Annotated in this window: 18 protein-coding genes; 8 read left to right on the top strand and 10 right to left on the bottom strand. The window is 71.1% G+C overall.

Annotated elements, in window-relative coordinates:
• Positions 1-58 precede the first annotated feature (58 nt).
• Positions 59-997: a LysR family transcriptional regulator gene (locus ACZ32T_RS28405; RefSeq protein WP_467265269.1), complete on the bottom strand. Its 939-nt coding sequence runs from the start codon at positions 995-997 to the stop codon at positions 59-61.
• A 314-nt stretch (positions 998-1,311) separates the two neighbouring features.
• On the opposite strand from ACZ32T_RS28405, the gene ACZ32T_RS28400 reads away from it, so the two are divergent.
• Both ACZ32T_RS28400 and ACZ32T_RS28395 read left to right on the top strand, forming a co-directional pair.
• Positions 1,312-2,235, top strand: coding sequence for a DUF6807 domain-containing protein (locus tag ACZ32T_RS28400; RefSeq protein WP_467265272.1), 924 nt, complete (start codon positions 1,312-1,314; stop codon positions 2,233-2,235).
• A gap of 526 nt (positions 2,236-2,761) precedes the next feature.
• Entirely contained in the window at positions 2,762-3,319 is a 558-nt protein-coding gene (locus ACZ32T_RS28395) for a transglycosylase SLT domain-containing protein (protein ID WP_467370014.1), read from the top strand.
• Between the two features lie 70 nt (positions 3,320-3,389).
• On the opposite strand, the gene ACZ32T_RS28390 is transcribed toward ACZ32T_RS28395, so the two are convergent.
• Positions 3,390-3,881, bottom strand: a complete 492-nt coding sequence (locus tag ACZ32T_RS28390; protein ID WP_467265274.1) for an ATP-binding protein — start codon at positions 3,879-3,881, stop codon at positions 3,390-3,392.
• A 258-nt stretch (positions 3,882-4,139) separates the two neighbouring features.
• On the opposite strand from ACZ32T_RS28390, the gene ACZ32T_RS28385 reads away from it, so the two are divergent.
• Positions 4,140-4,598 (top strand): HIT family protein, encoded by a 459-nt coding sequence (locus ACZ32T_RS28385; RefSeq protein WP_467265276.1) that lies wholly within the window; start codon positions 4,140-4,142, stop codon positions 4,596-4,598.
• A gap of 280 nt (positions 4,599-4,878) precedes the next feature.
• Positions 4,879-5,397 (top strand): hypothetical protein, encoded by a 519-nt coding sequence (locus ACZ32T_RS28380; RefSeq protein WP_467265278.1) that lies wholly within the window; start codon positions 4,879-4,881, stop codon positions 5,395-5,397.
• A gap of 37 nt (positions 5,398-5,434) precedes the next feature.
• Here ACZ32T_RS28380 and ACZ32T_RS28375 read toward each other — a convergent pair whose 3' ends face one another.
• The 4 genes from ACZ32T_RS28375 to malX all read right to left on the bottom strand — a co-directional run bounded on the left by ACZ32T_RS28375 (position 5,435) and on the right by malX (position 11,568).
• Positions 5,435-8,182: an FUSC family protein gene (locus ACZ32T_RS28375; RefSeq protein ID WP_467369736.1), complete on the bottom strand. Its 2,748-nt coding sequence runs from the start codon at positions 8,180-8,182 to the stop codon at positions 5,435-5,437.
• A complete protein-coding gene (locus ACZ32T_RS28370) occupies positions 8,179-8,649 on the bottom strand; it encodes a MarR family winged helix-turn-helix transcriptional regulator (RefSeq protein WP_467265281.1) in 471 nt (156 codons plus the stop codon). The genes ACZ32T_RS28375 and ACZ32T_RS28370 overlap by 4 nt, the downstream gene beginning before the upstream one ends.
• 121 nt (positions 8,650-8,770) lie before the next feature.
• Positions 8,771-9,958, bottom strand: coding sequence for a MalY/PatB family protein (locus ACZ32T_RS28365; RefSeq protein ID WP_467369734.1), 1,188 nt, complete (start codon positions 9,956-9,958; stop codon positions 8,771-8,773).
• Positions 9,959-9,960: 2 nt separating this feature from the next.
• Entirely contained in the window at positions 9,961-11,568 is a 1,608-nt protein-coding gene (malX, locus tag ACZ32T_RS28360; protein WP_467369732.1) for a maltose/glucose-specific PTS transporter subunit IIBC, read from the bottom strand.
• Positions 11,569-11,965: 397 nt separating this feature from the next.
• Here malX and ACZ32T_RS28355 point away from each other — a divergent pair, with 397 nt between their 5' ends.
• A complete protein-coding gene (locus ACZ32T_RS28355) occupies positions 11,966-12,043 on the top strand; it encodes a 50S ribosomal protein bL37 (protein WP_371604899.1) in 78 nt (25 codons plus the stop codon).
• Between the two features lie 376 nt (positions 12,044-12,419).
• On the opposite strand, the gene ACZ32T_RS28350 is transcribed toward ACZ32T_RS28355, so the two are convergent.
• On the bottom strand, positions 12,420-13,127 hold the full coding sequence (locus ACZ32T_RS28350; protein ID WP_467369730.1) for a DUF2470 domain-containing protein: 708 nt from the start codon (positions 13,125-13,127) through the stop codon (positions 12,420-12,422).
• A gap of 146 nt (positions 13,128-13,273) precedes the next feature.
• Positions 13,274-14,326, bottom strand: a complete 1,053-nt coding sequence (locus ACZ32T_RS28345) for a hypothetical protein (RefSeq protein WP_467369728.1) — start codon at positions 14,324-14,326, stop codon at positions 13,274-13,276.
• 59 nt (positions 14,327-14,385) lie between these two features.
• Between ACZ32T_RS28345 and ACZ32T_RS28340 the strand changes: the two genes are divergently transcribed.
• On the top strand, positions 14,386-14,991 hold the full coding sequence (locus ACZ32T_RS28340) for a TetR/AcrR family transcriptional regulator (RefSeq protein WP_467369726.1): 606 nt from the start codon (positions 14,386-14,388) through the stop codon (positions 14,989-14,991).
• A gap of 90 nt (positions 14,992-15,081) precedes the next feature.
• Here the strand turns inward: ACZ32T_RS28340 and ACZ32T_RS28335 are convergent, their stop codons facing one another.
• Positions 15,082-15,756, bottom strand: a complete 675-nt coding sequence (locus ACZ32T_RS28335; protein ID WP_467369724.1) for a TetR/AcrR family transcriptional regulator — start codon at positions 15,754-15,756, stop codon at positions 15,082-15,084.
• Between the two features lie 120 nt (positions 15,757-15,876).
• On the opposite strand from ACZ32T_RS28335, the gene ACZ32T_RS28330 reads away from it, so the two are divergent.
• Positions 15,877-16,392, top strand: coding sequence for a hypothetical protein (locus ACZ32T_RS28330; protein ID WP_467369722.1), 516 nt, complete (start codon positions 15,877-15,879; stop codon positions 16,390-16,392).
• Positions 16,393-16,446: 54 nt separating this feature from the next.
• Here the strand turns inward: ACZ32T_RS28330 and ACZ32T_RS28325 are convergent, their stop codons facing one another.
• Entirely contained in the window at positions 16,447-16,818 is a 372-nt protein-coding gene (locus tag ACZ32T_RS28325; RefSeq protein ID WP_467265301.1) for a winged helix-turn-helix transcriptional regulator, read from the bottom strand.
• Positions 16,819-16,901: 83 nt separating this feature from the next.
• On the opposite strand from ACZ32T_RS28325, the gene ACZ32T_RS28320 reads away from it, so the two are divergent.
• Positions 16,902-17,807, top strand: a complete 906-nt coding sequence (locus tag ACZ32T_RS28320; protein ID WP_467369720.1) for an NAD(P)-dependent oxidoreductase — start codon at positions 16,902-16,904, stop codon at positions 17,805-17,807.
• Positions 17,808-17,903 lie beyond the last annotated feature (96 nt).

Raw genomic sequence — 17,903 nt, 5'->3', positions numbered from 1 at the left:
GCTAGAGGGGTGGTTCCTGTGTGATCTGCAGGGTTTCCCTGTGGGACGGGCCGCCGCATCAGGTCATCAGGCCGTGCCCCATCTCGCGGATGGTGTCCTCGGCGAGGCGCGCGAGTTCCCGGGTGGCACGGGAGAGCGGGTGACCGTGGCGCCTGACGAGCGCGATGGTGTCGTACAGGGGCTCGGCGAACGGGGCGGTGTGCAGGCCTGCGGGGAAGGAGGGGCTGGCGATCACGGCCCGGCTGGCGATCGTGTCGCCGACCCCGGCCGCAGCCAGGTTCAGTGCCGCCTCGACGCGTTCGAGCTCGATCATGGCGTCGACGCGGACCCCGGCGAGCTGGGCTCGCTCGGCGATCTGGCGTCGCGTCGGATCCTTCCACCCGTAGTGGGCGTCGTACAGCACAAGAGGCGCCCGCGAGAACGCCTCGATCGTGACCGGGGTGCGGGTGCGCTCGGCGCTCGCGCTGACGTAGTGCACCTCGTCGCGCATCAGCGGAGTCACCGCGAGTCCCTCGTCGTCGATCGGCAGGACGACCAGGCCCGCCTCGATCTGTCCTGCCGCGACGGCGAGTGCGGTCTCGGCGGAGTTCTGCCCCACGAGCCGTACCCGGACGGCCGGGTAGCGGGCGTGGAACATCTGCACCAGGTTGGCGAGAAGGTAGTAGTCGGCATTGCGCAGCACCCCGAACGTGGCGGTGCCGCCGCCCAGCGAACCCAGCGAGTGCACGGCGCGGGCCCCGCTGTCCGCAGCCTCCACCGCCTCCTGGGCGTACGGAAGCAACTCCTCACCGGCCGACGTCAGGGTCAGTGTGCGGCTGCCACGGAGGAAAAGTTCCGCGTCGAGTTCCGCCTCCAGGCGCCGGACCAGTTCCGAGGCGGACGCCTGGGCGATGTCCATGGCCTGTGCGGCGGCGGTGAACGATCCGAGCCGCCCGGCCTCGACGAAGGCCCTCAGCTGTACGAGCGTCATGCTGCCCGGTGAAGTGGTTCTCTGCATTCCTGCACCTTAGGACCGCCCGGCGACAGGGTGGGCAGCTCGGGTTCCACCACTGCCACGGACTGGTTCCGCTCGTCGTCTCTCACCGGGGGCAACAGGGCAACAGGGCAACGGGGCGACGCTGGGACGAGTCGACGACGGACACGGTAGCAACCGCTTACTATCGAGTCCGTCGTAAGGCTGCGGCGCGCGGTCGGCCGCCCTCAGGACCGCTGCCGGGCACGGTTCGTCACCACCGCCCGGACTGTCGGGCGCGGGAGGCATCGCCCGCTCCAGCCGCCTGCTGCCACCACCCGTAAGGAAGAGGACCGCGCATGACGCTCTCGCTGACCCACGCCCACGGTGACCGGATCACCGTCGCGCACGAGGCGGCCGGCACGGAGCTGTTCGCCTACGTATACGGTCCCGAGGCACCGTGGGAGGCGCCCAAGCCCTATCTGCACCCGGTCAGGACCCTTTCCGGCGGGCTCGTCACGGACTACCGGCCCAACGACCACCGGTGGCACAAGGGGCTGCAGCTGACGGCCTCCCACCTGTCGGGCCAGAACCTGTGGGGCGGCAACACCTATGTGCCCGGTGAGGGGTATCTCGCGCTGCCCGAGAGGGTCGGCTCGATGGCCCACGTGGCCTTCGACGAGGTCTCCGCGGCCGGCGACCGGGCCGTCATCGCCGAGCGGCTGACCTGGCACCCGTACGACGGTGAGCTGTGGGCCGAGGAGGAGCGCCGCATAGAGGTGTGCGACATCGACCCGGAGGCCGGCAGCTGGACGCTCAGCTGGACCTCGTCGGTCACCAACCGGCGTGAGGAGCCGCTGCGTTTCGGCAGCCCCACCACCCACGGCCGGCCCGCCGCCGGATACACCGGACTCTTCTGGCGGGGCCCCCGCGCCTTCCGTGACGGCAGGGTCTTCACCGCCGATGCGGACGGCGATGACCTGATGGGCAGTCAGGCCCCTTGGCTGGCGTACGTCGGTGAGCACGACGGCCGTGACGGGCACGCCACGGTCGTCTTCGAGCACGCGCCCGCCAACGACCACGCGGGCGACAAGGGGGCCCATCCGGCTCACTGGTTCGTACGCAGCGCCCCTTTCGCCGCGGTCGCTCCGTCCTGGGCGTTCCACGAGGAGCTGGTCCTCGCCCCCGGCGACACGCTCGACCGGAGCTACCGCGTGCTGGTGGCCGACGGCGCCTGGGACCGCGAACAGGTCGCCGCACACCTGGAGGCGCGGACGTGGTGAGCGCGGCACCCCGCGTCTGCGCCGACCGGGGTGCCGCGCACGGGGTCACAGCCTCCGGCTGTCGGGAGACGCCACCCTGGAGGCGGCCTCCGGCGCGCACTCACGGCGGGACGTAAGGAACCGCTGCACACCTTCGGGCCGTCGTCGGCAGGGGCGGTCAAGGCCCTGGCCCACTGACAGCCGGTCATGCGCACCCTCGTGGATCCGCGGACGGCATCGCTCGAATACCGGGCTCCGCCGGAGGCCGTGCTGTGAGTCGGCCCATAGGTCCCAGGTCACATACGAAGCGCGGTAGTAGGAGCCGGTTCCCAGGTCGCGGGCGACCGGCGCCGGGGTCCACGGGCGCCGGTCTACGTAGGGGCCTAGTAGGGCGGGTCGTTGCCGCCGCCGCGAGGTGCCGCTAACGATGGTTCGAGCCCCGGGGAGCTGACGCTCCGGACCGGTCGGACGTGGCATTCCGCCGCCTCCCTCCGCTCCGGTCTCCGGCCCCGGGACGTCCCTGACATCAGCGCAAGGAGAGTGTTTCATCCGTACGTCCGCTCAGTCCCCGGCCCCCACCGCCCGTACCGCCCGCATCCGCAGGTCCGCGGTCTCCGGACTGTGCGCGGCAGGAGCCGCAGCAGCCGCTCTGACCCTCGCCCCGTCCCCCGCGCACGCCTCCGAGCCGGCCTCGCACAGTGCGGCCGCGACGGCCGGGGTCTCGGCCGCCGGAGTCGCCGCGCAGGCGGACGCCGTCGGCGAGAAGGCCGACAAGGCCACCGAAACGGATAATCTGGACAGCTGGATCCGGGAGTCCCTCAAGATCATGGACGCCAAGGGGATCCCGGGCAGCTACGAGGGCCTGCACAGCAACATCATGCGCGAGTCCGGCGGCGACCCGGAAGCATCCAACGACTGGGACGTCAACGCGCAGAACGGCACGCCCTCCAAGGGCCTGCTGCAGGTCATCCAGCCGACCTTCGACGCCTATCACGTCTCGGGCACCCCGGAGGACCTGACCGACCCGGTCGCCAACATCACCGCGGCGGCCAACTACGCGGCCGACAAGTACGGCTCCATCGACAACGTCGACTCCGCCTACTGAGCCACGAGCCGCAACGGCCCGGCCACGCCCTCTCCGGGGGTGTGGCCGGGCCGTCGTCATCCACCGGATCTCACCAGACCGACTGTCCCGCGGGGTCGCCGTCCAGGCCGTCGAGCAGCGAGATCTGTACGCGCACCCGCTTGCCCACGGGCTCGCGGCGTACCTCGAAGCTCTGGCAGACCGCCAGAACGATCTCCAGGCCGTGCTGCCCCGCGCGTGAGGGGTTGCCCCGCAGAGCGCTGGGGAGCACGGAGCCCGAGTCCCACATGGTGATGGTCAGCATGCTGCCGTACACCTCGAGATCGAGCAGGCACGGGCCCGGCGCGTACTTGCAGACGTTCGTGGCCAGCTCGCTCACGACCAGCTGCGAGACCTCCATGGCCCGCGCGGGCACGTCCACACCTCGCAGGGTCCGCGCATCGGACAGGAACTCCCGGACGAAACCACGGGCACGGGAGATGTCCCCCGACTCCATGTCGTACGCCGCACTACCCGACACGACGCCCGCCTCGGCCCACGGCCTGTCCTGTCCGTTCCCGCACCTCGTCGCCAGCCGTTCCATGCCACTTCCCCCGTTCGTCAGCCGCACCACGCGGCTCAGTACACCGACCGCCTACCCCTCGTCACGGACTTCAGGCCCGCAGAAATCACCGGAGACAGGGCCGGTGCGTCGCCCCCGGCCGCAGGCGGTCCGGGGCGGTGGGCTCTCCGCCCGGATCGCGGTGAACCCGCCGGTGTTTTCACGTCAGCACACATCAACTTCAGCCCACTGTGCCCGAACACCCACCTGACGGCGAAGGCAGTCCTACGATCGGGGTCCATGACGGCTCCCGACTGCTACGCGTGCGGCAGAGAAGCACAGTTCGGCGAACTCCCACCGCGCGAGCGCGTCGTGTCCGACGAGCACTGGCGGGTGGCCCACGCCTTCGACACGGCGCTGCCCGGCTGGCTGGTGCTCCTGCCCCGCCGTCATGTCACCGCCGTCCACGACCTCACCGATGCCGAGGCAGCAGCCCTGGGGCCATGGCAGGTCAGGCTGTCCCGGGCCCTGCGGAGCGTGACCGGCTGCGCCAAGACGTACATCGTCCAGTTCGCCGAAGCCGAGGGCTTCGCACACGCACATTTCCACATCGTGCCGCGCATGGCGGACCTGCCTCCGGAGCAACGTGGAGCGGGCGTCTTCCGGCTGCTCGGCCGGCCGGAGCCCGAGCGGGTGACGGCTGACCGGGCGAACCACGTGGCCCTCTCCCTCCGGGCTCGGCTCGGGGAGGGCCCGTAGCGCCGCATGGAGGCCGGGGAGGTACCCGTGCCCGGACGGCGAACGTACATCCGGTCACCGACGCGGCATGCCCCGACCGGCGCGGAGGAGGCCGACCGGGGCCCGGGCAGGGCCACGCTCAGCCGGTCCGAGGCGTGACACCGACCGCGGCGGTCCGGCGGTTCCGGGTTTCGGACCGTTGCCAGTGCATGCTGGTGGCCACGGCGCTTCCCGTGGGCCGCCGCTGTGCCGGGCCAGGGGCGTGCGACGTCCGCCTCCCGTGACGCACGAGGGACATCACATGGCGTACGAGCGCAGGTCAGGACTGCCGCCCGAGCAGGCCGCGGGTGCTCCGGCGGACCGGCTCAAGGAGCGCATCTACGCGACGATCACGATGATCGCCGTGGTGGTCGGCCTGTCCCTGGGCGAAGCCGGCGTCACCGGCGCCCTGGCCACGGTCCTGACGACCGCTCTGGGGTTGTGGCTCGCGGCGTTCGTCGCCGACCAGCAGGCGCACCGCACGGTGCACCGCCACCTCGCCACCGGCCACGACCTGCGACGCATGCTGTACGTCAGCAGTCCGCTGCTGTCCTGCGCGGTGGGCCCCGCCGTGATGATCACCCTCGCGGCGCTGGACGTCCTCTCCCTGCCCGCCGCCCTGATGACGGCCGCCGGCGTGGGCATCGCCTCACTCTTCGCCTGGGGCTGTGTGGGAGGACTGCGCATGGGAGGCGGTGTTCTTCCGGCGGTGCTGGCCGGCCTGGCCGACGCGGTGATCGGTGGAGCGGTCGCGCTGGTGAAGGCGGCCGCCGGGCACTGACAAGGCCGGTGACGGCGCGTCCGCGCCTTCGCGCTCGCTACAGCCGCATGTCGTGGCCGATGCGGCCGGGCTCCCGTGATTCCGGCACGTACAGGAACTCCGCGTGCGGGGCGTGGGACCTCGCCGACACGATGAGCGTGTGGCTGCCCGGGCGGAGCCCCTCGACGCGATACCGGCCCGAGCGCACCGGCCCCGCCGCGACCCGCTTGCCCCGTGCGTCGATCACGGTGACCCATCCCGTACAACCCGCGGGATGCGCCGGGCACCGGACGGCGCCCCCGACGGTCGCTCCGGCCGCCTCCTTGCCGGTCACCGGGCCCCGGCGCGGCCGTGGTGCGGCTGTGGCCGCGGCGGTGCGAGGGGGGTTCCCCGGAATGCCCGCTGCCCGTGCCGGCGGGCGCGGGGACCACTCCGCCACGAGCGCCCGCGTGCGGCGTTCCATCGGTGAACCGGTCGTGTCCTCGGCACAGTTGTCGTGCACGTCGAGTCCGCACCGCTCCGCGTAGCCTGCGAGCGTCTCGTCGAGCGCGGAGAGCTCCCGCAGCGTCGTGCGGATGCGCGACGCCCGCGGTCCGGGCGGTGCCTGGTCCAGCTCCGCCTTCAGCTCCCGTACCAGCGGCGCCACCCGCTGCCAGCCCTCCTCGCGCTCACCGGTCGTCAGCGAGCGGTCGAGGGCACGCAGTGAACGTCCCAGCGTCGCGGTGATGCGGGCGAACCGTCCGGCCGGCCCGGGGGCCAGGTCGATGTCGATGTCCGCGGCCGCGGCCAGGGCGCGGGCATGACCCGTCGCCGTGGTGAGCAGCGCGGTGCGGTTGTCCGCGTCCCGGCCCCGCAGACCGCGAGGCATCCGGACCAGTGGACGCGCCAGGCTGAGGACCTCGAACAGGGCGGCGTCCACCCCACGGGCGGCTCCACGCAGCCGCACGGGGGCATCGGGGTCCTCCCAGCGCAGGGCGAGCTGGGAGACGAGGGTGTCGACGGCGGACACATAGCCGCGCTCCGCCTCCCGAGTGATCCTGCGGCTCGACAGTGGGAAGATCAGCGCGGCACACGCGGTCGCGACGAGTATCCCGAGGCCGTTGTCCAGCAGCCGCTCGCCGAGCAGGCGGTCCATGCCGCCGTAGGGCGTCGTCAGCCCGTACAGCTGCACCAGCGCGACGACGAGCCCGACGACCCAGAGTGCGTACGCGCGCTGCATGCCCCAGGCCCCGAGGGTGAGGCCGGCCACGATGACCGTCAGCGTCCCGTAGACGTGGCCGCCCAGGAGGTGGAGCAGAGCGATGCCGAGCACGGCGCCGATCACCGTGCCCGCCATACGGTGGCCGAACTTGCGGAGCCGTTCGTGCGTCGTGTTCGTGCCGAAGAGGGTGATCATCACTCCGACGAGGCCCCAGTAGAAGCGCTGCGGGTCGATCGCGTCGGTGATCGGGCAGACGATGGCGGCCGCGATCCCGGCGTGCAGCGGTGCGCGTACGAAGGGCACGGCGCGCCGCCAGCTCTTCTCCGTGCGCGCGGCGAGCACGCGCTGCGTCGCGCCGGCCGACCCGGCGGGACGGTTGCGCTCCAGAGCCACGGTCGGCTGGAAGGGGACCTGAGAGGGGGACTCGGGGGCGCTCCAGCCCAGCGAGAGCCAGTGGGAGAGCGACCCGGCCAGGGAGTCGAGGAGCGCGGCCACGCGACCGGCCAGCTCGACGGTCTCCGCCTGGCTGTCGCCCGTGTCCGGGTGCTCGCGCAGGTGGCCGGCCCGGCGGCGGATACGTTCGGCGGCCGGACGCAGGCCCTGCGCGCTGCCCAGGGGTGTGTCCCGTGCGATGACGAGGCCGACGGCCATCGCCTCGCGCAGGTCCGGCGGTATGTCGAGCCGGGCCAGGTCCTGCACGGCACGGCCGATACCGCGCAGGGCCAGCTCGGCGTCGAAGAGATGGCGGTGCAGCAGTTCCGCCATGCCGGGGTCCGCTGCGACCTCCGGCTGGGCGAGCCGGCCGTCGATGGTGACGGTGGTGACGTTGAGGTGGTGCAGGGCACGTGCCATACGGCGCACGGCCCGCTCCTGGTCGGCGTCGGGGTCCAGCGTCTCGACGGCCGCGTCGGCCACCCGGCGTGCCTCCACGACGAAGGCGCGCTGGGTGCGCAGCAGGTCCTCGCGCGGCATCGGACAGCAGAACAGCAGCCGTGTCAGCAGCACCGCCACGGCGGAGACCAAGGCGATGGCGAAGGCCCTGCCCCACAGGGCGGAGGGGATGTCCGCCATCATGCCGACCATCAGGCCGTTGAACAGCATCATGCCCGTGAGCAGCGCCAGCTGTCCGAACCGGGCGAGGAAGAAGGTCAGGGCCAGCGCCGCGACCATCAGGCTGATCTCCAGGCCGCGGTCGTCGTGCAGCTCGGTGGCGAGCCACAGGACGGCGGCGTACGGGAACGGCATCCAGAGGACGGCGCGGGTGAGCCGCTGCCAGGTGTTCTCGGCGACGGCGAAGGCGCTCATCAGGCCCATCATTCCGCCGACGATCATGCCGATCATGGCCGGGACGTCCAGTGCCCGGGCCATCCCGTAGCCGACCGCGAGCGAGGTCACCATCGCGACGAGCGTGCGCCAGCCGGCCTGGAGCTGCCCGAGGCCGGGGTCCGCCGCGAGTATCCAGTCCCAGCGCCGCCGTGGCCCGCCCACCCGGTGCGGCGCGACGGCGCGCGCGGCGCCTTCCGCCGGCGCGGGGGTGCGGACGGGAGGCGCGGAGGGCGCGAGTTCCGGCGCCGTGTCCGACGGCGCGGTACCTGGGCTGATCAACTGGGCTCCGAATCCATCGCGGCGAGCAAGGTGGTGAGGGCGCTCCGGGCGGCGCCCACGGCGCGCTCGGAGTCGTCGACGCCCGCGGCGAGGCCTCGCAGGAGCGCAGCGGCCATCAGCCGGCGCCCACGGTCGAGCAGGTCCCGCCCGGCGGGCGTCAGGGATGCCTCCACGACACGCCGGTCGGCGGCGCGGCGTTCACGCGTGGCCAGACCGCGCTCCTCGAGGCTCTGCAGGACGACCGTCACACGGGGCTGGGACATGCCCGTGTACGTGGCAAGAGCGGTCACCCGCCGGGGGCCGTCCTCCAGGGCGTCGAGCACGGCCACCTGGCTGCGGCCGATCCCGAAGTCCCCGGTGCGAAAGAGCGTCTGCGAGAGCCGTCCGATGCCTCTGAGGAGGCCCCGGGCCGCGCTTTCGATGCGTTGCTCGTCGGTGGGACCGGCCAGGGACGGAGATTGATGCATATAGCAATTATATAGATGTCAAGAGTTGGCGCGGAACCATGCACGGGCAAAATGCCCGGCCTCGTCCCGGCCTGCCCCCGCCCCGTCCCGGTGGATCGAGCCCCACCGGGACGGGGGCCGGTCACCCTCCGGCCCGCGTGAGCCGGCGCAGCGCGCGCACGAGGGCCTCGACGCCCGTGACCGCCTTGGACCGGGGGCATCCGACGTTGAGCCGGACCCGCCCCGGGGAGCCGTACGCCGCTCCCGGCATGATGGCCACCTTCTCCACCTCGACGAGCTCGCGTTGCAGCGCGTCGTCGTCGATCCCGAGCGGCCGCAGGTCGATCCAGGCCAAGTACCCCGCCTCCGGGGGTTCCCAGCCGAGCTGCGGGAACTCCTTGCCCAGGCGGTCGGCGACCATCGCGAGGTTGCCCGCGAGGTACGTACGCAAGGCGTCCAGCCAGGGCGCCCCCTCTCTGTACGCGGCGATGTGCCCGACCAGGGACAGCACGGCGGGGGAGGACAGGCCGTCGGCCTCCTTGAGCTGCCTCAGATAGGAGTCACGCGACGCGGGATGGCCGATGATCCCGTAACTCCCGGTCAAGGCCGGGATGTTGAACGACTTCGATGCCGAGGTGATCACAGCCCACCGGCCCTCGCCGCCGAGTCCGGACCAGGGGCGGTGGACGTGCGGGGGATGGGCCAGATCGCCGTGGATCTCATCGCTGACGACGGCCACGCCGTGCTCCGCGCACAGCCGCGCCATCCGGTCCAGCTCGTCGGCGGACCAGACCTTGCCCGTCGGGTTGTGCGGCGAGCACAGCAGCAGCACGGCCGTGTCGGGCAACGCCAGGAGCCGCTCCAGCTCCGCCCAGTCGTCGATCGGACACTCCCGGAGCTGTCGCCCGTGGGCCGCCACGGTCTTGGGGAAGGCGTCGTACATGGGGGTGTGGGCGACCACGCCGTCCCCGGGACGCGACCACAGCCGGAGCAGCTGCGACAGCTGGTAGACGACGGACGGTGCGTAGACGACCGACGCCGGGTCGACGGCCGTCGCGTGCCGCGTCGCGTACCAGTGGACGACCGCGGAGAGGAAGTCGTCCTGCCGCCACCGCGAGTAACCGAGCACGGCGTGGTCCAGCCGGCCGCGGAGCGCCGCCATGATCTCCGGGGCGGTCTCGAAGTCCATGTCGGAGATCGTGAACGGCAGCAGATCAGGCACGCCGAAGCGGTCCTCGACGTAGTCCCACTGCGTGCACCAGGTGCCGCGCCGGTCCACGACGGTGCCGAAGCCGTACGGATCCTGCGGGGCGGGGGAGGGGGAAGCCATGGTCAGCCCACCGGGATCATGGTGGCGATGGCGTCCTTCACCGACTGGACCTGCGGCCCGATGATGACCTGCACGTTGTGGCCGTCGAGCTTGATCACGCCCACGGCGCCGAGCTTCTTCAGCCGCGCCTCGTCCACCTTCGCCGCGTCCCCCACCGTCATGCGCAGACGGGTGATGCAGTTGTCCAGGGACCGGATGTTGTCGGCGCCGCCGATCGCGTCGAGGATGGCGACGGCGTCGTACTTCCCCGCGACCAGCTCGCGCGCGGGCTGGTCCGCCGCGTCGGGAGCGGCCGACTCACCGGCCTTGTCGTCGTCGTCCTGTTCCTCCTCGCGCCCGGGGGTCCTGAGGTCGAAGCGGTTGATCGCCCAGCGGAACAGGAAGTAGTACACGGCGAACCACACCGCCGCGATCACCGGCACCAGGTACCACTTGGTGGTCGATCCCTGGAGCACGCCGAAGACCAGCCAGTCGATGACGTTGCCGTCCGTGTTCCCGATGAAGACGCCGAGCAGGGCGGCGGTGAGGAAACCGAGCCCCACCAGGACCGCGTGGATGGCGTACAGCCACGGCGCGACGAAGAGGAACAGGAACTCCAGCGGCTCCGTGATGCCGCCGACCACGCAGGCCACCACGCCGGACACGAGCAGGGCCTTGATCTCCGGGCGCATCTTCTTCTTCGCGCAGTGGTACATGGCGAGCGCGGCGCCCGGCAGGCCGCCCAGGTAGGACGCCATCTTGCCCTGGGAGAGGAAGTGCGTGGCGTCGGTGACGGCGGCATTCGGCGCGCCCGCGCAGTCGAGGTGCGCGTAGAACATGTTCAGCGCCCCCGAGACGTTGTCCCCGCAGACGGCTCCCGAACCGCCTACGTCGGTGAACCGGAACATCGCCACCAGGATGTGGTGCAGCCCGATGGGGCGCAGCAGCACCTCTCCCATGCCGAAGAAGAACGGACCGAAGACGCCGGTGTGCCCGATGCCGCGGCCCACCGCGGTGATCCAGCCGTTGAAGGCCGGCCACACCAGGGGGATGAGCAGACCGAGCACGCTGAGGACGAGAGCGGAGATGATCGGGACGAAACGCAGCCCGCCGAAGAAGGCCAGCGCGTCAGGCATCCGCTGCGTACGAAAGCGCTGGTGGAGCAGGCTGACAACGATGCCAACGGCCACGGCTCCGAGGAGTCCCGTATCGATGGACTGCACGCCCAGCACGTCGGCTATGCCGTAGTGCTTGATCGCGGCCTCGTCCTCGAAGTCGACGCCCTTGGCTGTCAGGTAGAAGTTCACCGCGAGGTTCATGGCGGCGAAGCCGACGAAACCCGAGAACGCCGCCACACCCTTGTCCTCGCGGGCGAGGCCCAGGGGGATCGCCATCGCGAAGAGGACGGGCAGGAAGGTGAAGGCCACCAGCCCCGTGTTGGCCATCCAGGTGAAGACGAGGTGGAAGCCCTCGGCCTTCAGGAAGGGCAGATTGTCGGTGACGGCCTCGCTGGAGAGCGAGGAGCCGATGCCCAGCATGATGCCGCAGAACGCGAGCAGAGCCACGGGGAGCATGAATGTCTTGCCGAGCCCCTGGAGGAATTCCCAGAGTGCGGCTTTGGTCTTCTGCATGTGTACGGAGCTTTCGAGCCTGGGGGGACGGACCCGGACGCTCGCCGTGGCGGGGGCCCACGGTGGTCGAGCATCGGTGGATATGGACGAGGGGCCCGGGCCGCCTTCGCGCGACGCACCTGAGGATCGCCCGGTGAGCAGCGCCAGACGGGGCCGTTCCGCCGCACGGATCACATCACAGCGGGCCGACGACTGTCCATGGAGGCCGGAGCGCCGGCCGTACCGGCCACCGGGGGCCCGACGGGGGGTGAACCGGTCGTCGCGCCCCGTGACGTACGCCACCTGTCCGGACCGGCGTCGGGTGTTTGCCGACGCGCCGACGGGTAAGGGGCCCATTGGCTGCCGGGGCCGACAATCCGGTGGATAGTGTGCGAGAACTACTGATCCAGGAGGTTCGATGTCCTCGAAGCGACGTCGCAAGAAGAAGGCCCGCCGCAAGAACGGCGCGAACCACGGCAGCCGTCCGCAGACCTGAGGACGCGCCGACATGACCGGGGGGTGGCGAACCGCCACCCCCCGGACGCGTTCCGGAAGCGGTTGTGCGGCCAGGTGCTCCAGCGCCTGGGTGCCCCCGTGACCGCGCCGGTCAGGAGGCGGCGAGACCCGGAAGCCGGCTCAGCGCCGTCCGCTTCGCCTGCTGGAACCGGTCCAGCTTCTTACCGGCCTTCGCGCGCACCGGCTCCTCCGCCCGGGCCTGCACGCCGGCGATCCGCCGGTGTGTGTCCGCTGTCTTCCCCCTCGGTAGTTCGTCGCCACTCGTGCTGATGACGAGTCGATGCCGACACGGATCAGGCTAGGCGGGAGAGCACCGCAAGGGACCCTGCAACTATCCAGGGTGCGGGCCGCCGAGGTCAGGTGAGCAGCTGGTTCCGGTGGGACGCGCGACGGGCGGCCGCCAGCAGGGCGTGGATCTGAGGACCGGCCTGGTCGAGGCGGGCCACGGGCTTCGCGAACGGAAGGCGCACGTCGCGGTGGGTTCCGGGGTACTCCAGACGCAGGGTCACGCCGTAACGGTCCATCGCCAGCGGGAGGACGCGCGTCGCGCCCTTCTCCGGCTGCGGCTGTACGAGGCGCAGGAGCAGGGGGACGAGTTCGCCGTGATCGTCCACGAGATGGGTCAGCATCGCCGCCTCGCTCGTGGCGATCGGATCGGGGTCGGTCTCCTGGAGCGTGTCCAGCGTGACGAACGCGCGGCCCCTGCGGTCCTCGAAGACCGCCTGGCCGAACTCCATGCAGGTGCTCTCCGCGGCGTCCGTGCTGTACGGGGCCGTCAGCAGGCCGGTCACCGTGACCCGGGCGCGGGTGCGCTCCCGTACGGGGGTGGGCGCGATGTCGGTGAACTCCAGCCGGACGGGGACCCGTGGCCCCGGCTGGGCGGAGCCGGCTTCCGACGGTTCGTGCAGGTGGATGTGGCCCATCGCGGGTGTGCCGTCGAGGCGGTGCACCTCGACGGGGTCGAGCCCGTCACTCACCACCGTCATCGAGTGGGCCGCGGTCAGGATGGACAACACGCGTTCGGCGGGGGAGGGCTGGGTGGCGCGGGCGTTGGAAAGACGCATCCAAGTTCTCCAGAGGAGCGGGCGGGGAGACCTCATTGCAGCTACTTAGGTATGCCTAACCTAACCCATGATTCGTGCTTCGGGTAGCGGCGCCGCACCCGCGGTCGCACCGTGGCGGGTGGCGCGGTGCCACCCGCCACGGGCGTCTACTCCGGGGCCGGGGCGACGGCGCCTGACGCGGCGAGGGCCTCGTAGTGGCCCGCGAGCGCGTGGAACGCTTCCTTCGGTTCCCAGTCCATGTGGGGGTAGGCGCGTGAGGACGCGGGGGTGCCGTGGTCCTCGTCGAGCAGCTTCACGATGCTGTAGGAGGCCATGTCCAGGTCCGGGCCGCTGCCCGGCCGGTGGGGGGCGCGGCCGTCGGCGAAGCTGAACCAGAAGACGGAGTCGACGCCCACCTCCTCGAAGACGGGCATGAGGTCGTCCATGTAGCGGACCTGTTCGCCTTCGTCGCGCACCAGGTCGGACCTGAGCGTGACGCCGTCCGGTTCCATGGCCACGTACCATCCGGCGCCGCCGTAGTCGCCTGCCCCGCGGAAGGTGCAGCAGCCGACCTCCAGGATCGCCACCGGCTTGCCGTGGACGAACTCGCGGCGCAGGTCGTCGCGGTAGGTCGCGGCGTTGCGCAGACCGCGGAAGGCGTCGAGGCCGACGATGTCGAACGGGCTCCAGTCCACGCCGTCCAACGGGTTGGAGGCGTAGGTGACGGGTCCGCCGAAGACGGGCCGCACGGCGTCGACGACCTCACCGAGGAAGGCGTTGACCCGGTCGGGGATTCCCTGGAGGGCCGACTCCCGGTCGGGGCCGGCGAGGACCGGGACACGGGCCGCGAAGGTCTCGCCGGGCAGGTACCCCTTGGCGAACAGGCTCAGCTCGCAGCCCGTGACGAGGATGACGTCCGCACCGGTGAGGCGCAGCCGTTCGGCGCGCTCGGCGCAGTCGACGAAGTACGGCAGCATCTGTTCGTCCGTCATCTCGCAGGGGAACGGCGAGTACCAGACCTGGAGTCCCGCGGCCGCCGCGTACCGTGCCGCCACGTCGATGCGGTCCGGGTCGTCACCGATGACGCGGATCGCGTTGCAGTGCAGGTCCTCGCTGATGACGCGTATCTCCCGCTCCACGGCGCGGGGGTCGAAGGACGGCTTCGAGTGTTTGCCGAGGACGTACATGCCGGTGTCGTAGTGGATGCCTCTGCCGCGCATTCGCACGCCTCCAATAAGAGTCGCTGTGTATCTTATGGCTTTCGCTTAAGATACACGACGTGTCTGAAGAGCCTGCGCGCACGCGTCGCCGAGGGGCCGAGCTGGAAGCGGCGCTTCTCGAAGCGGCTTGGGGTGAACTGGCTGCAGTCGGCTACGAACAACTGACCTACGAAGCGGTCGCGGGCCGTGCCGGCACCAGTCGTGCCGTCCTCTACCGTCGCTGGCCGACGAAGCGGGAGCTCGTGCTGGCCGCCCTGCGCAGCAAGGCGCCGCCCGTACCGGACGAGCCGCCGGACACGGGGAGTCTGCGCGGTGACGTGCTCGCCCTGCTCCGCTTCGTCGTGGGGCAGACGGCCGGTCTGGCCCATGTGCGACAGGCCCTCGCCGCGGAGCAGGGGCAGGACACGGAGCTGTCTGCGTACCTGACCTCGCGTAACCGCAGCCCCGGCGGCGACTGGATGAGTACGGTCCTGGAGCGGGCCGCCCGCCGCGGAGAGATCGATCCCGCGGTTCCGCTCCCCGACCGGCTGGTCGCGCTGCCGGTCGTCCTCGTCCTCCATGACCTGCTCATGGCCCGCCGCACCCCCTCCGAGGCCGATCTGGAGGAAGTCGTGGACCTGCTGTTCCTCCCTCTCGTCACGCTCCGGCAGGACCGGCGCGCGTGAGGACCTGCCGCCCGCGGAGCCCCGGAAGACCCGGGCGACGCGTACGGGCTCGCGGCGCGGGGGCCGCCCGACGGGCCGTCTGCTCGCTGTCTACGCGGTGAGTTGCTTCTCCAGGCCGTCGAGGAGGGCTCGGAGGCCGAACTCGAAGGTGTTGTCGGCGGCGGCGGCGTAGTCGGCCGCCGCCGCCGTGCCCAGCCGGGCGCGCAGATGCGGATAGCGCATGGCGGTCTTCCGCGCCTCGGTCATGGTGTGCCGGAGCTGCTCTTCGGCGGCGCTTCCGCCTTCGGCGCGTCTCCGTGCCAGTGAGGCGGAAGCGGCGGCACCGGCCGCGTTGCCCAGTACGTAGGTGAAGACGGCGCCCGCCGCCTGATCGGCCTGCGCGGCGGTGAAGCCGGCGGATTCGTAGACGGCCAGGCTGCGGTCGTCGTGGCGGGCCTTGCCCTCGCCGTGGACGAGGTGCGCGGCGAGGACCTGCACCAGCCAGGGGTGGCGGGTGAACATCGCATGCAGGTCGGTTGCCATGACGGTGGCCGCGGCGCGCCAGTCGGCCGCCCCGTGGTCGGGCAGCGTGAGTTCGCTCCACACCTGATCGGTGGCGAGCAGGACGAGGTTGTCCTTGTTCTTGACGTGCCAGTACACGGCGGTGGCTGCCGAGTTGAGCCTGGTGCCCAAGGCGCGCATGTTGAGCCCCGCGAGCCCGTCGGTATCCAGGAGTTCGACGGCGGTGCGGACGATCTGGTCCCGGGTCAGGGTGTCGCGTGCCATGCCCACACCGTACGCAGCACTTGCACAAAGTTCAACAAGGCACTTGCACACTGTTCAGGTCTGGGTTTACGGTCCTCTCGTCCAGCTGGTTGAACTAAGTGCAAGTCCAGAGGAGAGCCGATGAACACCCTCGCCGCCGTCATGCAGTTGCTGATCGCCGCCGCCTTCGTCAGCATCCCGGTGGTCCGCCACCGCTTCGGGCCCGCCGCGAAGGCCGCCGCGGCGGCCGAGCTCCGGCGCCAGAACGTCCGCCCGGAGGTGCTGGAGGAGAACAACCTCCGCTTCGACGCGGGCGGTCACGAGACCGCGGCCCCCGTGGCCGTGGCCGCCGTGATGACCGCCGTGGCCGCCGTGAACCTCACCGACGCCGCTCCGGCCCAGCTGCTGACCTGGGTATTCTCCTCGCTGGTGCTGCTGATGAACGCGGTGATCGTCTACAGCAACCTCACCGCCGTGAAGTCCGTGGAGGCCGCCTTCCGTGGCAAGGGCGACCCGGAACTGGCCGGCGTCGAGGTCGCGCCCTTCCTGCGGGCCGCCGAGGGCGCCTTCCCGCGCTGGGTGCGCGCCCAGACGTATCTGCGTAACACCGTGGTCTTCGGCGGCTCCGTCGTCGCCCTGGCCGCGGTCTCCCTCTGAACGCGGCAGCCACTCACCGCGTCCAACTGTCTGTCCGGCCGGCCGGACGACTGCTCAGCCGGGTGAAATCTCCACCAGGCCGGCCCTTTCGGAGCCTTCGCGGCGCATGCGCTCGATCCCCCAGGCGCCGAGTGGCCCGAGCGCCTGGTTGAGCGTGTGCCCGTGCTCGGTCAGGGAGTACTCCACCCGTGGCGGCACCTCGGCGTAGACCTCCCGGTGCACGAGACCGTCCGCTTCCATCTCCCGCAGGTGCTGGGTCAGCATCTTCTCGCTCACTCCCGGCAGCCCCCGGCGGAGCTCGGCGAACCGGCGTACGCGATGGGCGTCGAGCTCCCAGAGGATCAGCCCCTTCCACTTGCCGCTCACCACGTCGAACGCGGCGTCGATGCCGCAGATGTAGGGCCCGCGTCTCGGTGCCTTGGTCATCAGTGGCTCCCTTACTAAAAGGTAAGTACCGCAGTAAATAGTGGGTACTTCCGAGAGTAGAGCCGCTCTTCGACGATGGAGGGGTGAACGAACAGACCCGTAACACCGGACAAGACCACGCTGTCACCGTGATCGGGCTCGGCCCGATGGGCCGGGCGATGACACGCACCCTCCTCACCGCCGGCCACCCGGTCACCGTCTGGAACCGCACCGCCTCCCGCGCCGACGGCGTCGTCGCCGACGGGGCGACCCGCGCGGCGACACCGCGGGAGGCCGTCGAAGCGAGCGGCCTGGTGATCCTCAGCCTCACGGACTACCGGGCGATGTACGACATCCTCGGCAGCGCCACCGGATCGCTGGCGGGCCGGACGCTGGTGAACCTGAGTTCCGACACCCCCGACCGCACACGGGAGGCCGCCGCCTGGGCGGCGGGCCACGGTGCGGACTTCCTCGCGGGCGGGATCATGGCCCCGGCACCGATGGTCGGCACGGAGGCGTCCTACGTCTACTACAGCGGCCCCGGTGAGGTGATGGAGAGTCACCGGGCGGTGTTGGCTCCGCTCGGGGCGCCCAGGTACCTGGGCGACGATCCGGGCCTCGCCCAGATGATGTACCAAGCCCAGCTCGCGGTGTTCCTCACCACCCTCTCCGCGCTGATGCATGCCACGGCGATGCTGGGGACCGCCGGGATGAAGGCCGAGGAAACACTCCCGGAGCTGCTTTCGGCCGCCGACACGGTCAGCGACATCCTGAGGGCCGGCGACGAGCGTCCCGGTGCGGCGCTCGATGCCGGGGAGCATCCCGGAGACCTCAGCACGGTCACCATGATGGGGGCGACGGCCGACCACATCGTCGAGACCAGTGCATCACTCGGACTCGACCTGGCGCTCCCACTGGCCGTGCAGGCCCACTACCGGCACGCGATCGAGGACGGGCACGGCGGCGACAACTGGACGCGCATCATCGACAGGATCCGGGCACCGCGCTGACCGCACGCCCGTGCTTCTGCCGCCTGTTCGGTAACGGGCGGCCGCCCGCACTTGCATTCGGTTTCGATCGGCGGGAAAAATTGGGACAAGGCGGAC

This window comes from Streptomyces sp. NPDC023573, assembly GCF_055559735.1.
Note: the sequence above shows the minus strand (reverse complement) of the source record. Positions and strands in the feature narration are given on the sequence as shown.